General features: G+C 39.6%; 19 protein-coding genes. 13 read left to right on the top strand and 6 right to left on the bottom strand.

The window, feature by feature from the left end:
* Window positions 1-58 precede the first annotated feature (58 nt).
* The 10 genes from IGI67_RS19500 to IGI67_RS19455 all read left to right on the top strand — a co-directional run bounded on the left by IGI67_RS19500 (window position 59) and on the right by IGI67_RS19455 (window position 9,931).
* On the top strand, window positions 59-745 hold the full coding sequence (locus IGI67_RS19500; protein ID WP_429958941.1) for a sugar transferase: 687 nt from the start codon (window positions 59-61) through the stop codon (window positions 743-745).
* 35 nt (window positions 746-780) lie between these two features.
* Complete coding sequence (locus IGI67_RS19495) at window positions 781-1,554, top strand: YveK family protein (protein ID WP_429958940.1); 774 nt, start codon at window positions 781-783, stop codon at window positions 1,552-1,554.
* Between the two features lie 18 nt (window positions 1,555-1,572).
* Window positions 1,573-2,256, top strand: a complete 684-nt coding sequence (locus tag IGI67_RS19490; RefSeq protein ID WP_207107025.1) for a CpsD/CapB family tyrosine-protein kinase — start codon at window positions 1,573-1,575, stop codon at window positions 2,254-2,256.
* 66 nt (window positions 2,257-2,322) lie between these two features.
* Window positions 2,323-5,196, top strand: a complete 2,874-nt coding sequence (locus tag IGI67_RS19485; RefSeq protein ID WP_429958939.1) for an immunoglobulin-like domain-containing protein — start codon at window positions 2,323-2,325, stop codon at window positions 5,194-5,196.
* 16 nt (window positions 5,197-5,212) lie between these two features.
* Window positions 5,213-5,695, top strand: a complete 483-nt coding sequence (locus tag IGI67_RS19480; protein WP_207107027.1) for a DUF4352 domain-containing protein — start codon at window positions 5,213-5,215, stop codon at window positions 5,693-5,695.
* 173 nt (window positions 5,696-5,868) lie between these two features.
* On the top strand, window positions 5,869-7,062 hold the full coding sequence (wecB, locus tag IGI67_RS19475; RefSeq protein ID WP_429958938.1) for a non-hydrolyzing UDP-N-acetylglucosamine 2-epimerase: 1,194 nt from the start codon (window positions 5,869-5,871) through the stop codon (window positions 7,060-7,062).
* Entirely contained in the window at window positions 7,017-7,967 is a 951-nt protein-coding gene (locus tag IGI67_RS19470; protein WP_429958937.1) for an LCP family protein, read from the top strand. Before wecB ends, IGI67_RS19470 begins: the two co-directional genes overlap by 46 nt.
* Window positions 7,968-8,189: 222 nt before the next feature.
* Complete coding sequence (locus tag IGI67_RS19465; RefSeq protein ID WP_429958936.1) at window positions 8,190-8,669, top strand: RrF2 family transcriptional regulator; 480 nt, start codon at window positions 8,190-8,192, stop codon at window positions 8,667-8,669.
* A 14-nt stretch (window positions 8,670-8,683) separates the two neighbouring features.
* Window positions 8,684-8,872: a hypothetical protein gene (locus IGI67_RS19460; protein ID WP_207107031.1), complete on the top strand. Its 189-nt coding sequence runs from the start codon at window positions 8,684-8,686 to the stop codon at window positions 8,870-8,872.
* Window positions 8,873-8,944: 72 nt separating this feature from the next.
* Complete coding sequence (locus tag IGI67_RS19455) at window positions 8,945-9,931, top strand: choloylglycine hydrolase family protein (RefSeq protein WP_429958935.1); 987 nt, start codon at window positions 8,945-8,947, stop codon at window positions 9,929-9,931.
* Between the two features lie 69 nt (window positions 9,932-10,000).
* On the opposite strand, the gene IGI67_RS19450 is transcribed toward IGI67_RS19455, so the two are convergent.
* The 5 genes from IGI67_RS19450 to IGI67_RS19430 all read right to left on the bottom strand — a co-directional run bounded on the left by IGI67_RS19450 (window position 10,001) and on the right by IGI67_RS19430 (window position 13,067).
* Complete coding sequence (locus IGI67_RS19450) at window positions 10,001-11,083, bottom strand: YhgE/Pip domain-containing protein (protein ID WP_429958934.1); 1,083 nt, start codon at window positions 11,081-11,083, stop codon at window positions 10,001-10,003.
* A 409-nt stretch (window positions 11,084-11,492) separates the two neighbouring features.
* Entirely contained in the window at window positions 11,493-12,125 is a 633-nt protein-coding gene (locus tag IGI67_RS19445) for a DUF2922 domain-containing protein (RefSeq protein WP_429958933.1), read from the bottom strand.
* A 48-nt stretch (window positions 12,126-12,173) separates the two neighbouring features.
* Entirely contained in the window at window positions 12,174-12,557 is a 384-nt protein-coding gene (locus tag IGI67_RS19440) for a hypothetical protein (protein WP_429958932.1), read from the bottom strand.
* 68 nt (window positions 12,558-12,625) lie between these two features.
* Window positions 12,626-12,838, bottom strand: coding sequence for a DUF2922 family protein (locus tag IGI67_RS19435; RefSeq protein ID WP_429958931.1), 213 nt, complete (start codon window positions 12,836-12,838; stop codon window positions 12,626-12,628).
* 19 nt (window positions 12,839-12,857) lie between these two features.
* A complete protein-coding gene (locus IGI67_RS19430; RefSeq protein ID WP_429958269.1) occupies window positions 12,858-13,067 on the bottom strand; it encodes a hypothetical protein in 210 nt (69 codons plus the stop codon).
* A gap of 734 nt (window positions 13,068-13,801) precedes the next feature.
* Here IGI67_RS19430 and IGI67_RS19425 point away from each other — a divergent pair.
* Window positions 13,802-14,221, top strand: coding sequence for a hypothetical protein (locus IGI67_RS19425; RefSeq protein WP_429958930.1), 420 nt, complete (start codon window positions 13,802-13,804; stop codon window positions 14,219-14,221).
* A 24-nt stretch (window positions 14,222-14,245) separates the two neighbouring features.
* Window positions 14,246-16,306 carry a glucose-specific PTS transporter subunit IIBC gene (gene ptsG / locus IGI67_RS19420; protein ID WP_429958929.1) on the top strand — a complete coding sequence of 687 codons (2,061 nt, stop codon included), beginning with the start codon at window positions 14,246-14,248 and terminating at the stop codon, window positions 16,304-16,306.
* A 206-nt stretch (window positions 16,307-16,512) separates the two neighbouring features.
* On the opposite strand, the gene IGI67_RS19415 is transcribed toward ptsG, so the two are convergent.
* A complete protein-coding gene (locus tag IGI67_RS19415; RefSeq protein WP_429958928.1) occupies window positions 16,513-17,289 on the bottom strand; it encodes a glycyl-radical enzyme activating protein in 777 nt (258 codons plus the stop codon).
* A gap of 145 nt (window positions 17,290-17,434) precedes the next feature.
* On the opposite strand from IGI67_RS19415, the gene IGI67_RS19410 reads away from it, so the two are divergent.
* Complete coding sequence (locus IGI67_RS19410; protein ID WP_207109522.1) at window positions 17,435-18,178, top strand: DeoR/GlpR family DNA-binding transcription regulator; 744 nt, start codon at window positions 17,435-17,437, stop codon at window positions 18,176-18,178.
* Window positions 18,179-18,206 lie beyond the last annotated feature (28 nt).

Below are 18,206 nucleotides of genomic sequence, written 5' to 3'. Positions count from 1 at the left end.
AAAAGAGTTTGGTAATCAAGAAAAATACATCGGATTTTTTCGATTTTTTGGAAGTGAAATGATGAATAACATTTATGAAAATAACTCGTCCATTAATGATTTTGAATTAACTGAACAACAAAATTTAGCTGCCTCCATTTTTTTTGGAAGGAAAACAAAACGAGTCATTGACATCGTTGTAAGTCTTTTGGGATTAGCTGTTTTGGCGATTCCATTTGGTTTTGTTGCACTGTTGATAAAACTGGAAGATCCTAAAGGCCCAGTCTTTTTTAGTCAAACACGTGTTGGTCTGAATGGAAACTATTTTGTTCTATATAAATTTCGGACAATGTTTGTTGGAGCTGAAGAGCAGCTGGCAGACTTGATGGAAAAAAATGAGATTCAAGGCCCTATGTTCAAAATGAAATGTGATCCGCGTATTACTCGAACCGGTCATTTTTTGCGGAAATTTAGCATTGATGAATTTCCGCAACTGGTGAATGTACTGAAAGGGGAGATGTCGATTGTCGGACCAAGACCAGCATTGCCTCATGAAGTGGAGCAATACTCGGATTATCATCGTCTGAGATTACTTGTTAAGCCTGGATGTACCGGTCTGTGGCAGGTGAATGGGCGGAACAATCTCCATTTTGAAGAAATGATCCAACTAGATCTCAGCTACTTAGCTAAAGGAAGTTTTCTTCTGGATATACAGATCATACTTAAAACCTTTTTGGTCATCATCACACGAGATGGGGCTTATTAAACCAGTATATAAACTATCGGAGGCAACTAGTCATTATGGATGAAAAATTAAATTTCTCCTTTTTTGTGCGCACTATTAAGGAAAAGCTGCTGACCATTGTTCTTTTTAGTATCGGCGGCTTACTGCTGGGCAGCTATATTACCTTTTTCTGGATCACGCCGCAGTACAGCTCGCAAACACAGATGATCGCGGCAACGAAATCGACGGAAGAAAATCTTTCTAATGAAATTACTGCTAATCTACAATTGGTAAAAACCTACAAGGAACTGGTGTTAAGTGATTTGGTCTTAGGCCGAGTACAAGAAAGATTGCAGACAGAAGAACATCAACAAATGACGATTAGTCAGTTAAGAGAAGCAATTACACTCGAACAGCAGCAAGAATCGCTTTTTTTTTCGATCCGCGCTGTTAGCGATCGACCAAGGCTGTCCGCTCATTTAGCCAATACAACTTCGCAAATATTTCAAGAAGCTTTAGCAGAAAGTCAAATTCCTGGAGAAATTTCGATTACTTCAGAAGCGACTGCTAGTCGGGCGCCAATATCGCCGAATCATAAATTAAATTTAGTCCTAAGTCTATTTATTGGTGTGTTGGCCGGCTTCCTATTTGTTTTGGTGCGGGCAAGCTTTGATCAGACGATCAAATCAGAACAAACGGTCTATGAAGTTTTTGAAACCAATGCCTTAGGGATTATCCCCTACATGACTAGTGTAGACATGAAAATGTCCGCAAAGGATAAGGATCTTCTGAAGAGAAATTTGTCGGAGGAGTCTTTGCGTGTGTCTAGAAGACAAAGAAAAAGAGTCTAAACTTAGGAGCGTCATTACATGAAAGAAAGAGAAACACGATTAATTTCGATCGAAAATCGATTTTCACCTATTACCGAACAGTACCGCAATGTTCGAACGAGTATTCAGTTTGCCGCATCCTCCGGGCAGTCATTAAAGCTGCTGTTAGTGACATCGACAGAGCAGGAGGAAGGAAAGACTACGTTGGCTTCTAACTTAGCAGTCGTTATGTCTGAAACCAATCAAAAAGTGCTGCTGGTTGATGGCGATTTGCGGCGCGCGACAGCAGGGAAATATTTTAATTCCTTTTCTACCCGTGCTAAGGGGCTAAGTTCTTTATTGAGCAACAGCCGGACTATGCCGGAGGAAGCGATCCAAAGCACACAAGTAAAAAATTTGGATTTTCTCCCGGCCGGACCGATACCGCCAAATCCATCGGAGTTGTTAAATTCCAACAGGTTAAATGAAATTTTAGGACAGCTGGAGGAACAGTACGACTTTGTCATTATTGATTCTCCGCCGCTGCTTGTAGTGACAGATGCTCAGATCTTCTCTTCGAAGGTTGATGGCGTTATTTTAGTAGTTCGTGAAAACCGCACAAAACGAAACAACTTAATAAAATGCAAAAACCTGCTTAAGCAGTCAAATGCTCGTCTGGTGGGCTTTGTTTACAACGGAGCAAAATCTACGAGTACAGGAAACTACAAATACTACAAATATTAGGGAGGTGATGGATGAATGTAGTGTGTGTTTGATTCAAAAAAGGGAAAAAAGAAAGGGGTAAATTTAGTGAAGAAAAAGAAATTATTAACAATCGGTGCCAGCAGCTTGATGTTGCTGAACACAGGCCTGCTGCCTGCTGCAGCTTTGGCAGAAGAAAAAAATGTAGAAACAGAAGAGGTAGCACCAGAACTGGCAGACAGTCTGGTGAAGAACGATCTGCCAGAAGTTGCACCAGAAACAAGTGACGAACCCGTACAGGAAACAACAGAAACAAAGGAGATACCTACGACTGAAGCACCTGCTGAAGACGAGGATGCTGAAGATACAAAGAAGCAGGAGACAAATGGTCTTATTAAACCAATGGATATTGGGTTGATTGCTTGGGGTAAAATTGGCTTAAAAACATCAACAGGTAAAGAATTAGTGATCAACAATCAAAAAACAGAAGGTATTTTGACTGTTGACTTAAACATCACTCAATTAGCGAATTTAGGTATCGCTGATAAAACCTATTATCAAGTCAAATTGCCAAATGAATTTAAGCCGTTATTGGAAGATCCGCGTTTTATCAACTATTTATCAGGTGAGATGAAGGCCTACAACTTAGGTATTCCAATTAAATCTTATACCTACAAATCAACAGATATCAGAGTAGATCCAGAGAGTTGCTCACTGGTTATTCAGAATCCGAATATTACGACGATAGTCGGTATTTTACCACGGGTTTATTGTTCGGTGAATATTGATTTAGGTGGGTTTGTAACAGACACAGAAATCCGTATTCCAGGTTCATTGGATGGTAAATATCATTTCAACACAGGTTTGACGCAGGATAATAATATCATTGACTGGACAGTCGGTGGTGGAAAAGAGTCTAGCGGCTTCTTGGAATATGCAAAGCTTGATCCAGCCTATGGGACGGAAAAGCCGGTATTGACTGCGGAAAACCGTAAAATCGTACTAGGCGATGACTTTACTGGCGCATTTGCTATGAAAGGGGTATCGGCGATCGATAAAGAAGATGGCGATATCACTAAAAATGTTGTCATTATTGATAATCAAGTACGTTCAAATGTGGAGGGTGTCTACCCTGTAACCTACAAAATCACGGACAGCCATGGGTTGACAGCAACTAAAACGATCGAAGTAACTGTAGCAGAAAACACATTGCCAGTTATCCATGCTGAAAATAAAGTGATTGAAAAGGGCACGCCGTTCAATCCTTTAGAAGGAGTAACTGCTCATGATGAAGAAGACGGCGATTTAACTACAAAAATTGTGGTTAAGTCAAACACAGTAAACACCAGTGTTCCCGGTAAATACTTCATTACTTATTCAGTTGAAGATTCTCACAGAGGGATCGCAACAAAAGATATTGAAGTTGTTGTCAAAGAAAGCATTCATGAAATCACACCAGATGATTATACAGTTGGACAAGGACTGATCACAGGTAAGTATGAAGGGGATGTTTCTTATCTAGAGTTTTATGTTGATGATCATTTGGTATCTGAAGGCGGAACCCTCAGAGATGGTCGCTTCTCCTATGAAGTAACGACTGGTCTAATCAAGAAAAACTCTAAAGTTGTCTTGATGGCTTACGACGAAAACAAGAATAAATTAGATGAAAAAACAGTTAAGGTACTATCTAATTATAGCGGTACGATCACTGCCTATGATTATACAATCGGCGAAGAATATATTCGTGGAACATTCACTGGAGATGTGAAGAAGGCAAAAGTCATCGTTAACGGAAAGGTTCTTGCTTTAGGCGGAACGTTCAGAGATGGTGAATTCAGCTACTGGGTTGGCAAAAATGCTATTAAACAAGGTGATAGTGTTCTAATCAATGGCTATGATGTAGACGGCGATGTATTAAGTCAAAACAATAAAGTTACTATTGTTGCTGCACCAGAAGCAAAAGGAACTATTACTCCAAATCTATTCAAAGTCGGCGATGTAGAAATTACCGGAACCTATACTGGCGATGTGAAGAAAGCTAAATTGTATGTCAATAATAATTTAATTTCACAAGGCGGAACCTTTAAAAATGGTACGTTCACTTATTATGTTGGTCAAAATGTGATTGCTAAAGGGGCCAATGTACGTTTAGTTGCCTTCAGCGCAGATGACAAGGAATTAGACAGCAAAGTTGTTCAAGTTGAAGCAACAACAGCTGGATCAATGGTAGCGGATGCTTACACGATTGGAAACGAAGAAATTACTGGAACTTACACGGGAGACGTGAAGAAAGCAAAAGTGATTGTCAATGGAACGGTCCTTTCTTTAGGCGGAACTTTTACTAACGGACGCTTCACCTATTGGGTAGGCTCTTCAAGAATCAAAGCCGGCGACAGTGTGTTAATCAACGGCTACGATCAGAACAACACTCTATTGACTCAAAACAATATCGTTAACATCAAGCAAGCACCTGTACAAAAAGGAACGATTACTCCTGACAGTTACACAATTGGTAACGGAGAAATCACCGGCACCTACACTGGCGATGTACGCAAAGCTCGTCTATCAATAAATGGCAACGTCATCTCTTGGGGCGGTACCTTTAAAGATGGTCGTTTCACTTATTATGTTGGCAGCAGTATCAAAGATGGTGACAATGTAACTATGAATGCTTACGGGACCAATGATGTGTTATTGCAGGAAAATGTGAAAGTTTCCTTCACAAGCTCTTCTTATAGGGGCAGTATTTCGCCAAATACGTATACTGTTGGTGCGATTGAAATCTCAGGCGTTTATTCAGGTGATGTGACACAGGCTCGCCTTTACGTAAACGATGGACTGGTTTCAATTGGCGGCACCTTTAAAAATGGTTCATTCACTTACTATGTAGGAAATGCTATCAAAAAAGGCGACACTGCTTACCTAGTTGCATATGGACCTGACAGCAAAGAATTAGATAGAAAAACAGTTCTAGTGAACTAGCGAACGGAGATTTTGAATGAAAAAATTATTATTAAGTGTTATCGCAGCTTGTTTTCTCTTAACTGGATGTGCGGCTGGAAATGACAAAGAAAGCAGCAGCAGCGGAGAAACGAGTGTTTCGGTTGCCAAGGTTGAAGTAAAAGATGGATTGAATGCTCCTTTCACGGCGGATGGAATGGAAATGAAACTCACCGAAGTATCTAGCAGTGAATCTGTGGATCAAGCGAAAAAGCCTAAGCAGCTGATTACCTTTACTGTTGAGTATAAGAATATTGGTACCCAAGACAAAGGAATGGGAGCGATTGATTTTCGCTTGGTGACAGATAAAAAAGATAAGACATACAACGTAACTGAAGAGATGGAAGCCTTTGGCGGTGTACTAGCACCGGAAAAAGCGTCTAAGGGTAAATTATATTATCTGATCGGACCGGGAGAAAAACCAACTAAATTGGAATACGCACCAGCAGATAAACCTCTTAAAACGTGGAATCTAAAATAATAAATTTTTTCATTGTTCGATATTTCGCAAAAACAATCAATCTTTTTATTATTTAGCTCTTCAATTCGCTTGTTTTATGTTTGAAGTACAGAGAATCTTGAAGGAGAGGACCAGAATCTCCTTCAAGATTCTTTGTCGTAGGGGAAAAATTATTGAATAAAAGGGAGATACATATGTCGATAAAAGTAATGTCGATTTTTGGTACTAGGCCAGAAGCGATTAAAATGGCTCCAGTCATCAAGGTCTTAGAAAAGGATGCGCGCTTTGAGTCAATGGTAGTAGTAACCGGCCAGCACCGAGACATGCTGGATCAAGTATTGGATTTTTTTGAAATCACACCAGATTTTGATTTGAATATCATGAAAGACAAGCAAGCTCTGAGCGATATGACGATTCGCATTATCAAGCTGCTTACACCCATACTGGAGGATCACCGGCCAGATATCGTTTTAGTTCATGGCGATACAACGACGACATTAGCGGCAGCCTTATCCGCCTATTATCAGCAGATTTCTATCGGTCATGTCGAAGCGGGTCTGCGCACTTGGCAGAAGTATTCACCTTTTCCAGAGGAGATGAATCGTCAATTGGTCGATGCCGTAGCTGATCTTCACTTTGCACCGACGCAGGCAAGCGCTGATAATTTATTGAAGGAAAACCATTCAAAGGAACATCTCTTCGTGACAGGAAATACTGCCATTGACGCAATGAGCTATACTATCGACAAGGAATACTCACACCCCAACTTGTTGAATAATGGGAAAAGAAAATTGTTGGTGACGATGCACCGTAGAGAAAATCTGGGTGAGCCGATGACAGAAGTCTTTCAAGCATTAACTCAATTAGCAAAGACTAAAAAGGATGTTGAGATAATTTTTCCGATGCACAAAAATCCAGTCGTTCGTCAGTTGGCAGAAAGTGAGCTTGGGGGCTTAGACAATATTCAGCTGATCGAACCGTTAGATCTTTTTGATTTCCATAACTTTGTTCAGCACTGCGACTTGATACTAACGGATTCTGGCGGTGTTCAGGAGGAGGCCCCATCATTAGGCGTTCCGGTGTTGGTTCTGCGTGATACGACAGAACGTCCGGAAGGTGTCCAAGCAGGAACACTAAAATTAGTGGGAACTAAAAAGGAAATTGTTTTTCAAGAGGCCAAGAAGTTGTTGGAATCGACAGAGGATTATCAAAAAATGGCTCAAGCGGCGAATCCTTATGGAGATGGTCATGCAAGCGAACGGATCGCCGATATTCTAGCACAGGCCTTTAGTACCGATCCAGCAGGACCAAAAAAACTGAAAAAAAGCGATGGAGTGAATGAATGGGAACGAAGCGGAGAAGAGCTCCTAATCGAAAAAAACAGCTGAAAAAGATCTTGACTGTTCTGGTAAGTACCTTATTGGTCTTGATTCTTTTGCTCACAGCTGTTGCTGCGAAGGTATTCTACGATGTAAAGAGCACCACTGAAAATGCCTACGAGCCGATTGCAAGAGCACAGCGGTTAAAAGAGATTGATTTAAAACAGCAGGAGCCCTTTAGTGTTTTATTACTAGGCGTCGATACCGGAGCACTGGGTCGTTCGGAGCAAGGACGTTCTGATACGATCATGGTAGCCACTGTGAACCCCAAAACAGAAAAAACAGTATTGGTCAGTTTGCCCCGAGATACGTATGCTGAGATTGTAGGACACGGAACGATGGATAAAATCAATCATGCGTATGCCTTTGGCGGTACAGCTATGACGATTGCTACGGTTGAAAAGCTATTAGATATTCCTATCAATTATTATGTGACGATCAATATGCAGGGAATCGAATCACTTGTTGATGCTGTTGGAGAGGTGGAAGTATCCAATCCTTTTGCATTTACATACGAAGAAACAGAATTTCCCAAAGGCGTCCAAAAATTAGATGGAAGCAACGCGTTAAAATATGTTCGCATGCGTTACGATGATCCAGAAGGGGATTATGGTCGACAAGCACGCCAACGCCAACTGATTGCGGGGATCGTGAAGAATGCGATCAGCTTTAAAGGTCTAAGCAGCTATCAAGAAATTTTAACGAGCCTCGGCAGCAATATCAAGACCGATGTTCATTTCAGTGATCTGAAGCTCTTAACTAGAAAATACCGCGGAGCCTTTAGTGAAATAGAATCTGAACAGGCTAAAGGAGAAGGCTTCATGCAGGACGAAATTTCCTATCAACGCCTTTCTTCAGAAGAATTAGTTAGGATTCAGCAGCTGCTGAAGGCACAGCTGAACAGCGGAATATAAACCAATAGTTTTTAACGAATAGGGCCTTTTTTTAAGGTCCTATTTTTATAGTAACGGTGCAATCGATTTAAAGAATAAATCAATCACGGAGGAATGTTCAGCAGCTGACCAAAAACCTCATAGAAAAACTACTAAAATTTGTAAAAGATTGAATAAAGCAAAGTCGATATATAGACAAAAAATATCTATAGATATATAATATCTATAAAAAGAGGTGAGTACTTGAAATTATCATCATCCTACGTTCAAGCTATCGGAATTTTAGTTATGCTGGCAGAGCTTCCTGAAAAAGATTCACTAAAATCTAGTGAGATCAGTAAGCGAATGAATGTGTCTCATACGTACTTGCAAAAGATCGCGACGAAATTAAAGCATGCTAATTTGATTGATTCCTACGCGTCGAAGCAAGGCGGCTACAAGCTGAAAAAACCGAAAGAGGAGATCAATTTCCTAGATGTTTTCTTGGCCATCGAGGGAGAGAATGCGTTTCTATCCCATATCAACCTTGAACCCATTGACGCGATGTTTGTTGACAAGGATTTGATCAGGGAAAAATCAGATGTGGTGAAGGAGATTCATTCAGAAGCTCAGAAAGTTTACATGGAGCAACTACAATCCCACCTGCTGACAGAAATTTTACCGAAAGCATCCGACGGCAGCTATTTAACCATCGACTGGAAAAAATTTATCAATGAAGAATAGGAGTGAGCAACGATATGTCATTTAAAGAAGAAATCAACAAGTTAAAAGAAACCTTCGAACAAACCAAAGAGCAAGGGGCTAAATTAGGAGAAAAATACAGCGAAGAAGGAAAAAATATCGGAAAAGAATATGCAGAAAAAGGCAAAGCCGTTGGAAAACAATTCAAAGACTTGTCATCTACGGTTAAGGATCGTTTCAAATAGCTTTGAAAAGAGTGACAAGCGTTAACGATAAAAAATGAAATGGCTTAACTTTTTATGAGGGAGTAATCGATTATGTGTACTAGTTTAACATTGACAAACAACTCACAGCATCATTTCTTGGCTAGAACAATGGATTTTGGCTTCCAGCTTGAAGGGAGACCAGTTGTTATTCCCAGAAATTATACTTGGAAAAAGCAGTTTGACGGGACCCGAAATACGAAATATGGGTTTCTTGGAACAGGAAGAAATTTAGGAGAATATTTTTTAGCCGATGGTGTGAATGAAAAAGGACTCGCTATTGCGGAGCTCTACTTTCTTGATGAAGCGAAATACAGCTCTGAGGTGGGAGAAGAGCAGGTGAATTTGGCTCCCCACGAATTCATCATTTGGCTGTTGGGCGAGAATGCAAGCATTGCCGAATTAAGGGAACGTATCACTGAAGTGAATATAGTTGAAAAGGAAATACCTGTTCTAGGATTCGTGCCGCCGCTTCATTATATTGTCACAGATAAAACAGGAGAAACAGTGGTGATCGAATCGGACAGCGGGAAGCTGGTCATAAAAGAGAATCCTGTTGGTGTCATGACCAATAGTCCTGAATTTGAATGGCATGTAAAAAATTTAAACAATTATTTGAGCATCCAGCCCAATAATTTTCCGAACAAAAAAATTGCGACTCATGAGATAAAGCCTTTTGGGCAAGGGTCTGGAACATATGGCTTGCCTGGGGGATACACATCACCCGAAAGGTTCGTTCGGACAGTTTACCTGCGGGCGTTAACGGAGTCAGGAAATACGGCGGCGGATTCTTTAAATGCCATTTTCAAAATTCTGGACAATGTGACGATTCCAAAGGGCGTCAATATCAAAAATGACGGGGCGATCGATTATACGCAATACCGCGCTGTTTTTGATGTATCAAATACAACCTACTATTTCAATCCTTATGAAAATCAAGAAGTCTTCGAGATTACACTGAATGAAGAACTACTAAATAAAAAAGAGCCGGTAGAATTTAAGTACACGACGGATTTTAAAACGACGAATTTGAATGAATAGAAAAAAGAACCGCTCATTTGGAACTCTATTTCCAGATGAGCGGTTCTCTATGTGCTTAAGATTTTAACCCTAATGAACTGCCTTCTTTTCATGAATTTGATAGCTGAAATAGATGCCTATTTGACCTGCCATAATAAAGATAATGAGAGCAGCATAATCCATAAAGATCTTCGAATTGTCCAAGCTGATCAAATTTCTGAAGCCGTTGACACTATAGGTCATTGGAATAAAACGATGAATTGTTCGGAAAATTGGTGAGGATAAAAGAATCGGATAGCTTCCTCCAGATGAGGAGGTTTGCATCATTGTCAGCAGTAAAACGATGAAGCTGCCGATCCCAGGTATCAGTTTGTTAAAGGCCACGATAATACTGTAAAAGGCCGCGGCGACAACGATTGAAAAGAACATAAAGTCCAAAGGCTTGGTAATGGATATATGAATAAAGCAGGTGTTGATCAGCAACAGCAGCAGCAATTGCAGCAGGGCAATGACCATTGGGTAAAGAAATTGTTCTCGCCAATAGTGTCGATAGTTCTCCTTTTTCTTAGTCAGAGCTCTCATAATGAATTGATTTGTAAAGATTCCGCCAACAAATAGCGTTAAGGAAAAGATATAGGGAGCCATCCCTTCGCCGTTGTTTTTGACTGGGTGAAGGTCCTTGTGCTTTAAGCTGATTACACTGGCAACATTTTCAGGGACTTGATCAGCATTGAGCTGGTGAATCATTTGTGAGGAAAGCCCTGTATTGACCTTGGACACGAATTGTTCAGTCGTCGTCGTAATCAGTTTAGCAGCGGAATAGTTCAGCCCTTCAGAGGTCGTCAAGGTTAAAGTCGGGCTTTGTCTATTTCTAGGAAAATCCTTTAATTTCTGAGGAAAGCCATTATTAAATGTGATGATGGCATAAACCTTCCCTGTTTCTAAATTAGCCTTCGCTCTATCTGCACCCGTTTCTTTATAATCAAAGAGCTTGTTTTCTAAAAGCTTTTGATAGATCGGATTGTCCTTTTCTCCGACCAATGCCACAGGAAGCTGATCTACTTTTCCATAAGGGTCCATCATGGCTCCTAAAAATAAACTAGAATACAGTATTGGAATTAGGGATAAAAAGAAGACCACTGCATAGATTAAAAATTTCTTTTTCACTTTCATGTTTCTCGCCTCGTATATCATTAGTAATTAGTCTTTTCTAAATCTTAAGATAAAACAAATCTACAGATATAATATATCCGTGGATTTATTTTGTCAATAGATAAAAATGATCGATTGATGCCCGATCTGAAGCGAGGTAAGAGTAATTTATCCAAGTGTTTACGTATCCTATGTGTAAAAAGTCCAACTCTAATTACCCCCTGCAAGCAGAAAATCACAGGGGGATCTATCGTTCAACTGTCAAAGATAGGCTCACGCTAAGAATAATTAGCAAGAGCAATGAGATTAACCCTATGAAAAGCGAGACAGGGTATAGAGAAGCAACCATTCTCAAGGCTACCTACCTTGCAACATGGGACTGACCTACTTTATTTGAAAAGGGCAGAATTTAGTGACCGTTCATTTGATTTCAAGAAGGACCTTCTTTATTTTTGCCATGCTTGCCCCAGATTCGAGCAAACAGACCTTTGTGTTTACCCTTCTCTTTTTGCACTTGTTGTGCTTTCGGAGGAGGGCCCACCTTTCCGATAAAAGTACGGCTCCTCTTCGGGTCATTTTCCGACAAATTAGTGTTTAGGTCTTTGAAACATTCACGATTATTGCTGTCAATATGTGGTGACAAAGAAGGGGGCTTTGGCAACTTCGATGCTGCTGCGACAGATAATGGAAGAGTATCGGACCTTCTTTTAGAATCAATCGTATGCTGTTTCCCGAATTGTGGAGAATTCTTCATTAATGAAGTGGGTTCAAGTGGTGTATCTACAGTTGCTTCATTTTCTGTCTTTTTATGCTGTTCTCCCGCCTTTTTTTCAGCTTCGGGCTCCACATCAAAAATATCGGTTTCGTACGTGGTGACGAACTTTGCCGTAACAACAGTATCAAATAGTTTTACGCCATTTTTTTCAAAAATATCCAATTGAGTCAGTAATTCGCAAGCTTCTTTGATCTGTTCTACAGGCAAATCGGCATTCACATTTTTATAGGTCCAGTCGTGCTCTTTGCCTAGACCATTGGTAAAGGTCGTGACTAAATCATGGGTCATTGTTCTGCTTTCCTTTCTAAATTAGTTTTTTGCGTAGGTAAAAACTTATCAAGGTTCGTTGGTTTCTGTAGGACGAACTTTTGCAATAAGAGAACGGACAAGTGAGATGGTCTTTTCGCCAAAGTTACGGACAGGAAATACTCTTGCAGCTAACGAGCGCCATTCGGGTGCCATGAAATAATCTTGGAAATAATAGAAAAATCGCTTCATGGTGCGAGTGGCTTTGGTATTCATAAAAATCTCACGGACAAGATCCTTCAGAATGAAGGCAAACTCCTCCGCACCGAGTTGAAAACGCACGCGTAACGTTAAGATGTATTTGATCGTTAAGCTGCTATTTTGAGTCTGGTAATAGTATTCAGTAATTCGTTTCTCTAGTGTTTTTGGTGTTAAATTGAATAATTGTCGGCAAGATAAAGTTTGTTCATTCATGGATCGTGTCCTCCTTTTATGATTAGAGGAGAGCGGCATCAATACCGCGGCTCCTCAATTTTCTATGCTTAAAAAATAATCGTTTCAACAGTTTCAACGTATTTTGCGCTGACGACTTGGTTGAACAGCTTTTCGTCGTCCTTTTTAAACAGGCTTAACATTGTCAGCCGTTCTAAGAATCCTCGAATTTCCTCAGGCGCTTTTCCTTCGCCGGGAGTTGGATAACTCCAGGTTTGCGAACGTCCGCCGCTGGTTTTAAAGATCGCTACTAATTTTTTCATTTCTGTTTTCCTCCGTTTCCTAATTCTTCGTTACTCGTGATTGACTAGTGATGATCACACCATCCAGTAATGTATCTTCTTGATCCAGGTTCTTCATGATTTCTCCCAGCTCAAGAATTTCTGCTTCAGCGGGATTGTCTACGACATTTGGGAATGTCACTTTCTTTAATTTCTCTACACCAGGGACAGCGAGCTGCACTTGTAATTTGGTACTTAGTTTTTGAATCATTTTTCATTTCCTCCGTGTGTTTGTATTTGTGTTCCGGCCGGTGACTAAAGAATAAAGCACAAAATAAAAATAGGTCAAAATGGGGAAAATTACTTTTTTGTAGGAAAATTACGCCTTTTTTCATTCTCTCTTTATTTAAAACATGATTAAATGGGGAGTCCTGCTAAAACGACTAATGGAAAAGCTGCAAATTTGAGGGGGAAATGTAATGTTCCTCATTTTGACAATTCTATTTTTTTTTTGCTTTTGGGAGAAAGGTTGATAAGACGATGTTTTTATCGAGCAGGGGAAGCTTGATTTTTTTTTGTAAATAGAGGAGTAGGTGTAGGAATTTTCGGCAATTAATAGTTTCTTAATATTTGTACAGCAGGTAGAGCCCATCACAGGTGGCTTTTTATCTTCAGGGGCGCTTGAAGAATTTCAAATAGCTGTGATGGACTTAATAATGGAAGGAAAGGGGTGAATATTCGGAGAACTGAAAGTAAAAGCGGTACATATCTTAGTTGTCAAATTAGTTTTTTAGGAGTTTTCTAGTTACTTGGTTTTCTTGAAGACGGATCATTTATCAAACAAATATTTAAATGGACTAAGAATAAAAAAAGTTCAAAAAAAGCACAAAGGTGCATTTTTGAAACCAGTTTCACAAGGTGTATTGACGCAATCGCTTTCAAATGATAATTTTTTACTTACGAAAGAGCAGTAAAATATTTCGAAAGAAGTTAGGAGGATTATGTATGAAAAAAGGAGTCAAAAGCAGGAAGCTTTTTGCAGCGGTCGTCGATCTTTTTATTTATTCAATTCTTGTCCGGATATTTCTATTTAGTCTCTATCAAAGTGGAGGCAATCAGCAGATTTCTTTTTTGATGGGGCTTTTAGTTGGAGGAATGCTAAGTTATGTGGCAGTCCCTCTTTTTCTTAAAGGACAAACTTTAGGAATGAAAATGAATGGACTGGTCTATTCATTTGTGAATGAGGATACTTTTAAAAATGGGATTATCTTAGCTGGAAGGTTTTTGTCGCAATTATTTTTGAACATTGTTCTGCTGGGCATGCCATTAGCAATTAATTTGTTTCTGATGTTATGGAGGAAAGATGGCAATACTATCGCTGATCGATTGTTCGCAAGCATGATGGTTAGCCAAAAAATACTTTAATACAAAGAAAAGGATGGGAAGAACATGAAAAAGCTATTTGGAATTTTACAAAAGGTAGGGAAATCTTTGATGCTGCCTGTGGCAACCTTACCAGCTGCCGGTATTTTACTTGCATTTGGGAATCTATTTCATCAAGAAACAGTTCTAAATCAATTCACATTTTTGCAAGCGGGATGGTTTCAGGTTGTCGCGGATGTAATGGAGCAATCGGGCTCAATCATTTTTGGAAATTTGCCGTTACTATTTGCGGTCGCTGTCTCGATCGGACTCGCTAGGAATGATGGAAGTGCCGCACTTGCTGGTGTTGTTGGGTATTTAATGATGAATATGGCAATGGGCGCTGTTCTGGGCATTACTCCCGAAATGGTTCTTGCGGATGGTCAGAAATATGCAACCGTATTAGGGATTCCAACTTTACAAACAGGTGTTTTTGGCGGGATCGTAGTGGGGGTTATCGCAGCAAATTGCTTCAATAAATTTTATAAGATCGAGCTGCCTCCTTATTTAGGCTTCTTCTCAGGGAAACGTTTTGTTCCGATGGTTACTGCTGTATTTTCACTTTTAGCAGCGGGGCTGTTGTGTTTCATTTGGCCGCCGATTCAAGGAGCATTGACAAGTTTTTCTTCTACGGTGATCGAAGCAAATCAAACATTGGCAGTTTTTGTTTTTGGGGTAATTGAACGGGCATTGATTCCCTTTGGACTGCACCATGTATTTTATGCACCATTTTGGTTTCAATTTGGTTCCTATACCTCAACTTCAGGTGCACTTATACACGGGGATCAGCAAATATTTTTCCAGCAAATGCGTGACGGTGTGGAGCTGACTGCAGGAGCGTTTATGACTGGAAAATTCCCATTTATGATGTTTGGTCTTCCGGCCGCGGCTTACGCAATGTACAAGGAGGCGAAGCCTGAAAAGAAATTGATGGCAAGCGGAATACTGCTATCAGGGGCATTAACTGCATTCTTAACAGGTATTACAGAGCCGCTTGAATTTTCATTCCTCTTTATTGCACCGGCACTGTATGGTATTCATTGTTTATTAGCCGGTGTTTCCTTTGCTGTAATGAATATTTTAGGCGTGAAGATCGGGATGACACTTTCTGGTGGATTAATTGATTTCATTCTATTTGGTGTTTTGGTTAATCGAACCTCTTGGTGGTTAGTAATTCCTGTGGGCTTATGCTTCTCAGTTGTCTATTACTTTGTATTCCGCTTTATGATTGTTAAGTTTAATCTTCCAACTCCTGGTCGAGAAGATACTGTTGAGGATGAGGAAAATGGAGCGATTTCCACTGGTGATAATGTAGCGGTGAGTTGGAATATTATCGACGCTTTGGGAGGAAAAGCAAACCTTAAATCTGTTGAAGCCTGTATTACTCGTTTAAGAACGGTACTTGCGGACAACTCGATCGTAGATGAAGCAAGGCTTAAACAGCTTGGTGCTGTTGGTGTTGTCCACGTAGGTGATGGATTCCAAGCTATTTTTGGAGCGAAATCTGATATTTATGCTACAACCATTAACGAGATCATTGACACTAATATGGCGAGACCTGCCGAAGCTGAGTTGCAAAGTAACGCTTCAGTAAGCGAACCACTAGAAATTCAAGTTCAAAATAACTGTGCGGATATTAAGAATAAAATTGTGTCTCCCGCTTCTGGGAAAATACTTCCAATGACGGATGTTCCAGATCCTGTTTTCTCACAAAAAATGATGGGTGATGGATTTGCGATTATTCCTGAAGGCAAGGTCATTGTTTCGCCAATTGATGGAAAAGTTGTCAATGTCTTTCCAACTCAACACGCTATCGGTCTGATTACTGATTGTGGAATTGAAATCATTGTTCACGTGGGTATTGATACGGTTTCATTAAAAGGGGAAGGATTCCAGGTACTCGTTAACGAAGGAGACGAAGTTCATAAGGGGCAAAAACTGTTTGTCGTTGATTTGGCTTATCTAGAAGAACAAGGAAAAAATACGATGACAATTGTCGCTATTACTAATCTGGTCAATAAGAACTTAAAAGTAATCGCTGGTAATTCTGTGAAAGCGAATCAATCAGGAATCATTGATTTAGCCTAATTGTAGCAAATGAAAAGTATAGGGTGCTTGATAGTAGCACATATTTGTCAAATATGTGCCTCTTGGTCAATCGAGGAAGATTTTTGATTAAGGATAATTCCCAACACCACAAAAATTATTCAAACTAGATAAAAATAAGCATGCGATATTCGCATGCTTCAGACTGTAGACAATGTCCGTTTTGTGGAGGTTGTCTACAGTTTTTATTAATGAACAGAACACAAAACTTGATGATCCTCCAATATTTTTTTGAAGTAATCCAGTTCCTCGGTGTGAAGTTGAGGAATGTCTTTCATGTCATAGGCTCTATCAAGAAAGGCGTATTTTTTTTCGCCAAATTGATGAAAGGGTAATAATTCAACTGTTGCTATACCTATCTCATTAAACAGTTCCGCAAATTTTGTGGCATTCTCCGCACCATCGTTAAAATTGGGAATGACCGGAATTCTAACGACTAAATTTTTGTGGGAGCTAAGAGCGGTTTTTAAGTTTTTAAGAATCGGTTTCAGCGAAACACCAGTACCAGCCTTATGCTTTTCTTCATTATAATGCTTTACATCGAAATATAGAAGGTCTACTTGTTCAATGAAGCTGGAAAAAACGTCATTTCTAGCAAAACCTGTCGTTTCACTAGCTGTATGAATGCCTTTTTCTTTCAATTGACGCAAAAGTTCTGTCGCAAATTCTGCTTGATAAAGAACTTCTCCTCCAGATAAAGTCACTCCACCATCAGATTCTTCATAAAACGGTTCATCCTTCATCACTTCGGTAATTATTTCGTCCATTGTTTTGTATTCGCCAACAGTGGTATGCTCTTTTTTTTGATTATCCCACATTTGCTCGGGTTTTCCAGATTGTGATTCAGGATTTGAACACCAAAAACATTTTAATGGACAGCCCTTGAAAAAAACAACGGTTCTAATTCCTGGTCCGTCGTGAATACTAAATTTTTGAATATTAAAGATGCAGGCTTCTGTAGTCATCATAATCCCCCTTTTATTCTCATGCTTATCATACCAGAGGTTGGATCATTCGTAAATACAATTAGTTACGAACGTAATCGTAATGTTTGTTTTATTGTTGGTTAAACAGATATATGTTAATCTTGTAGTGATAGGGAGGATACGCATGTCTAGAGAAGAAGAGATTATTTCAATAGTAAGTAAAAAGAAAAAAATTGAAGTGAATGAACTTTCGGAATTGTTGAACGTTTCAAAGGTAACAATTAGAAAGGATTTAGATAAACTCGAGTCAAGAGGATTGTTGCACAGACAACATGGCTTTGCTCTATTAAACAATATGGATGATATTAATTATCGGCTCGCTCAAAATTACGACTTAAAAATGAAAATTGCTCTGGAGGCAAGCAAACTTGTCAATGACGGTGAAGTGATCATGATCGAATCAGGCTCAACGTGTGCGTTATTGGCAGAAGAGCTGGCATTTAATCGCAATGATATTACCATCATTACGAATTCTTGTTTCATTGCTTCCTATATAAGAAAAGCGGACTCCGTAAAAGTTATTTTGATCGGCGGCGAATACCAAAAGGACTCTCAGGTCAATGTTGGTCCGCTGGTCAAACAAGTCATTAGTGAATTCTTTGTAGATAAGCTATTTGTTGGTATTGACGGCTTTGATCAAAGCAGAGGGTTTACCGGCAGTGATATAACGAGATGTGACACGACTCGGACCTTATCAACCGCCGCTAATCAAACGATTGTCCTTACTGATTCAAGCAAGTTCACCCAAAACGGTGTAGTATCTGAATTTGGTTTTGATGAAATCAGTAAGGTATATACGGACTCAAATATTAAAGAGGAAACATTGACGTTTTTGAACAAAAAGAATATTGACGTAGTCACTGTTTAAGTATGAAAAATGCACATATGTGCATTTT

This window comes from Enterococcus sp. AZ196 (assembly GCF_050498845.1).
GTDB lineage: Bacteria > Bacillota > Bacilli > Lactobacillales > Enterococcaceae > Enterococcus_A > Enterococcus_A murrayae.
Note: the sequence above shows the minus strand (reverse complement) of the source record. Positions and strands in the feature narration are given on the sequence as shown.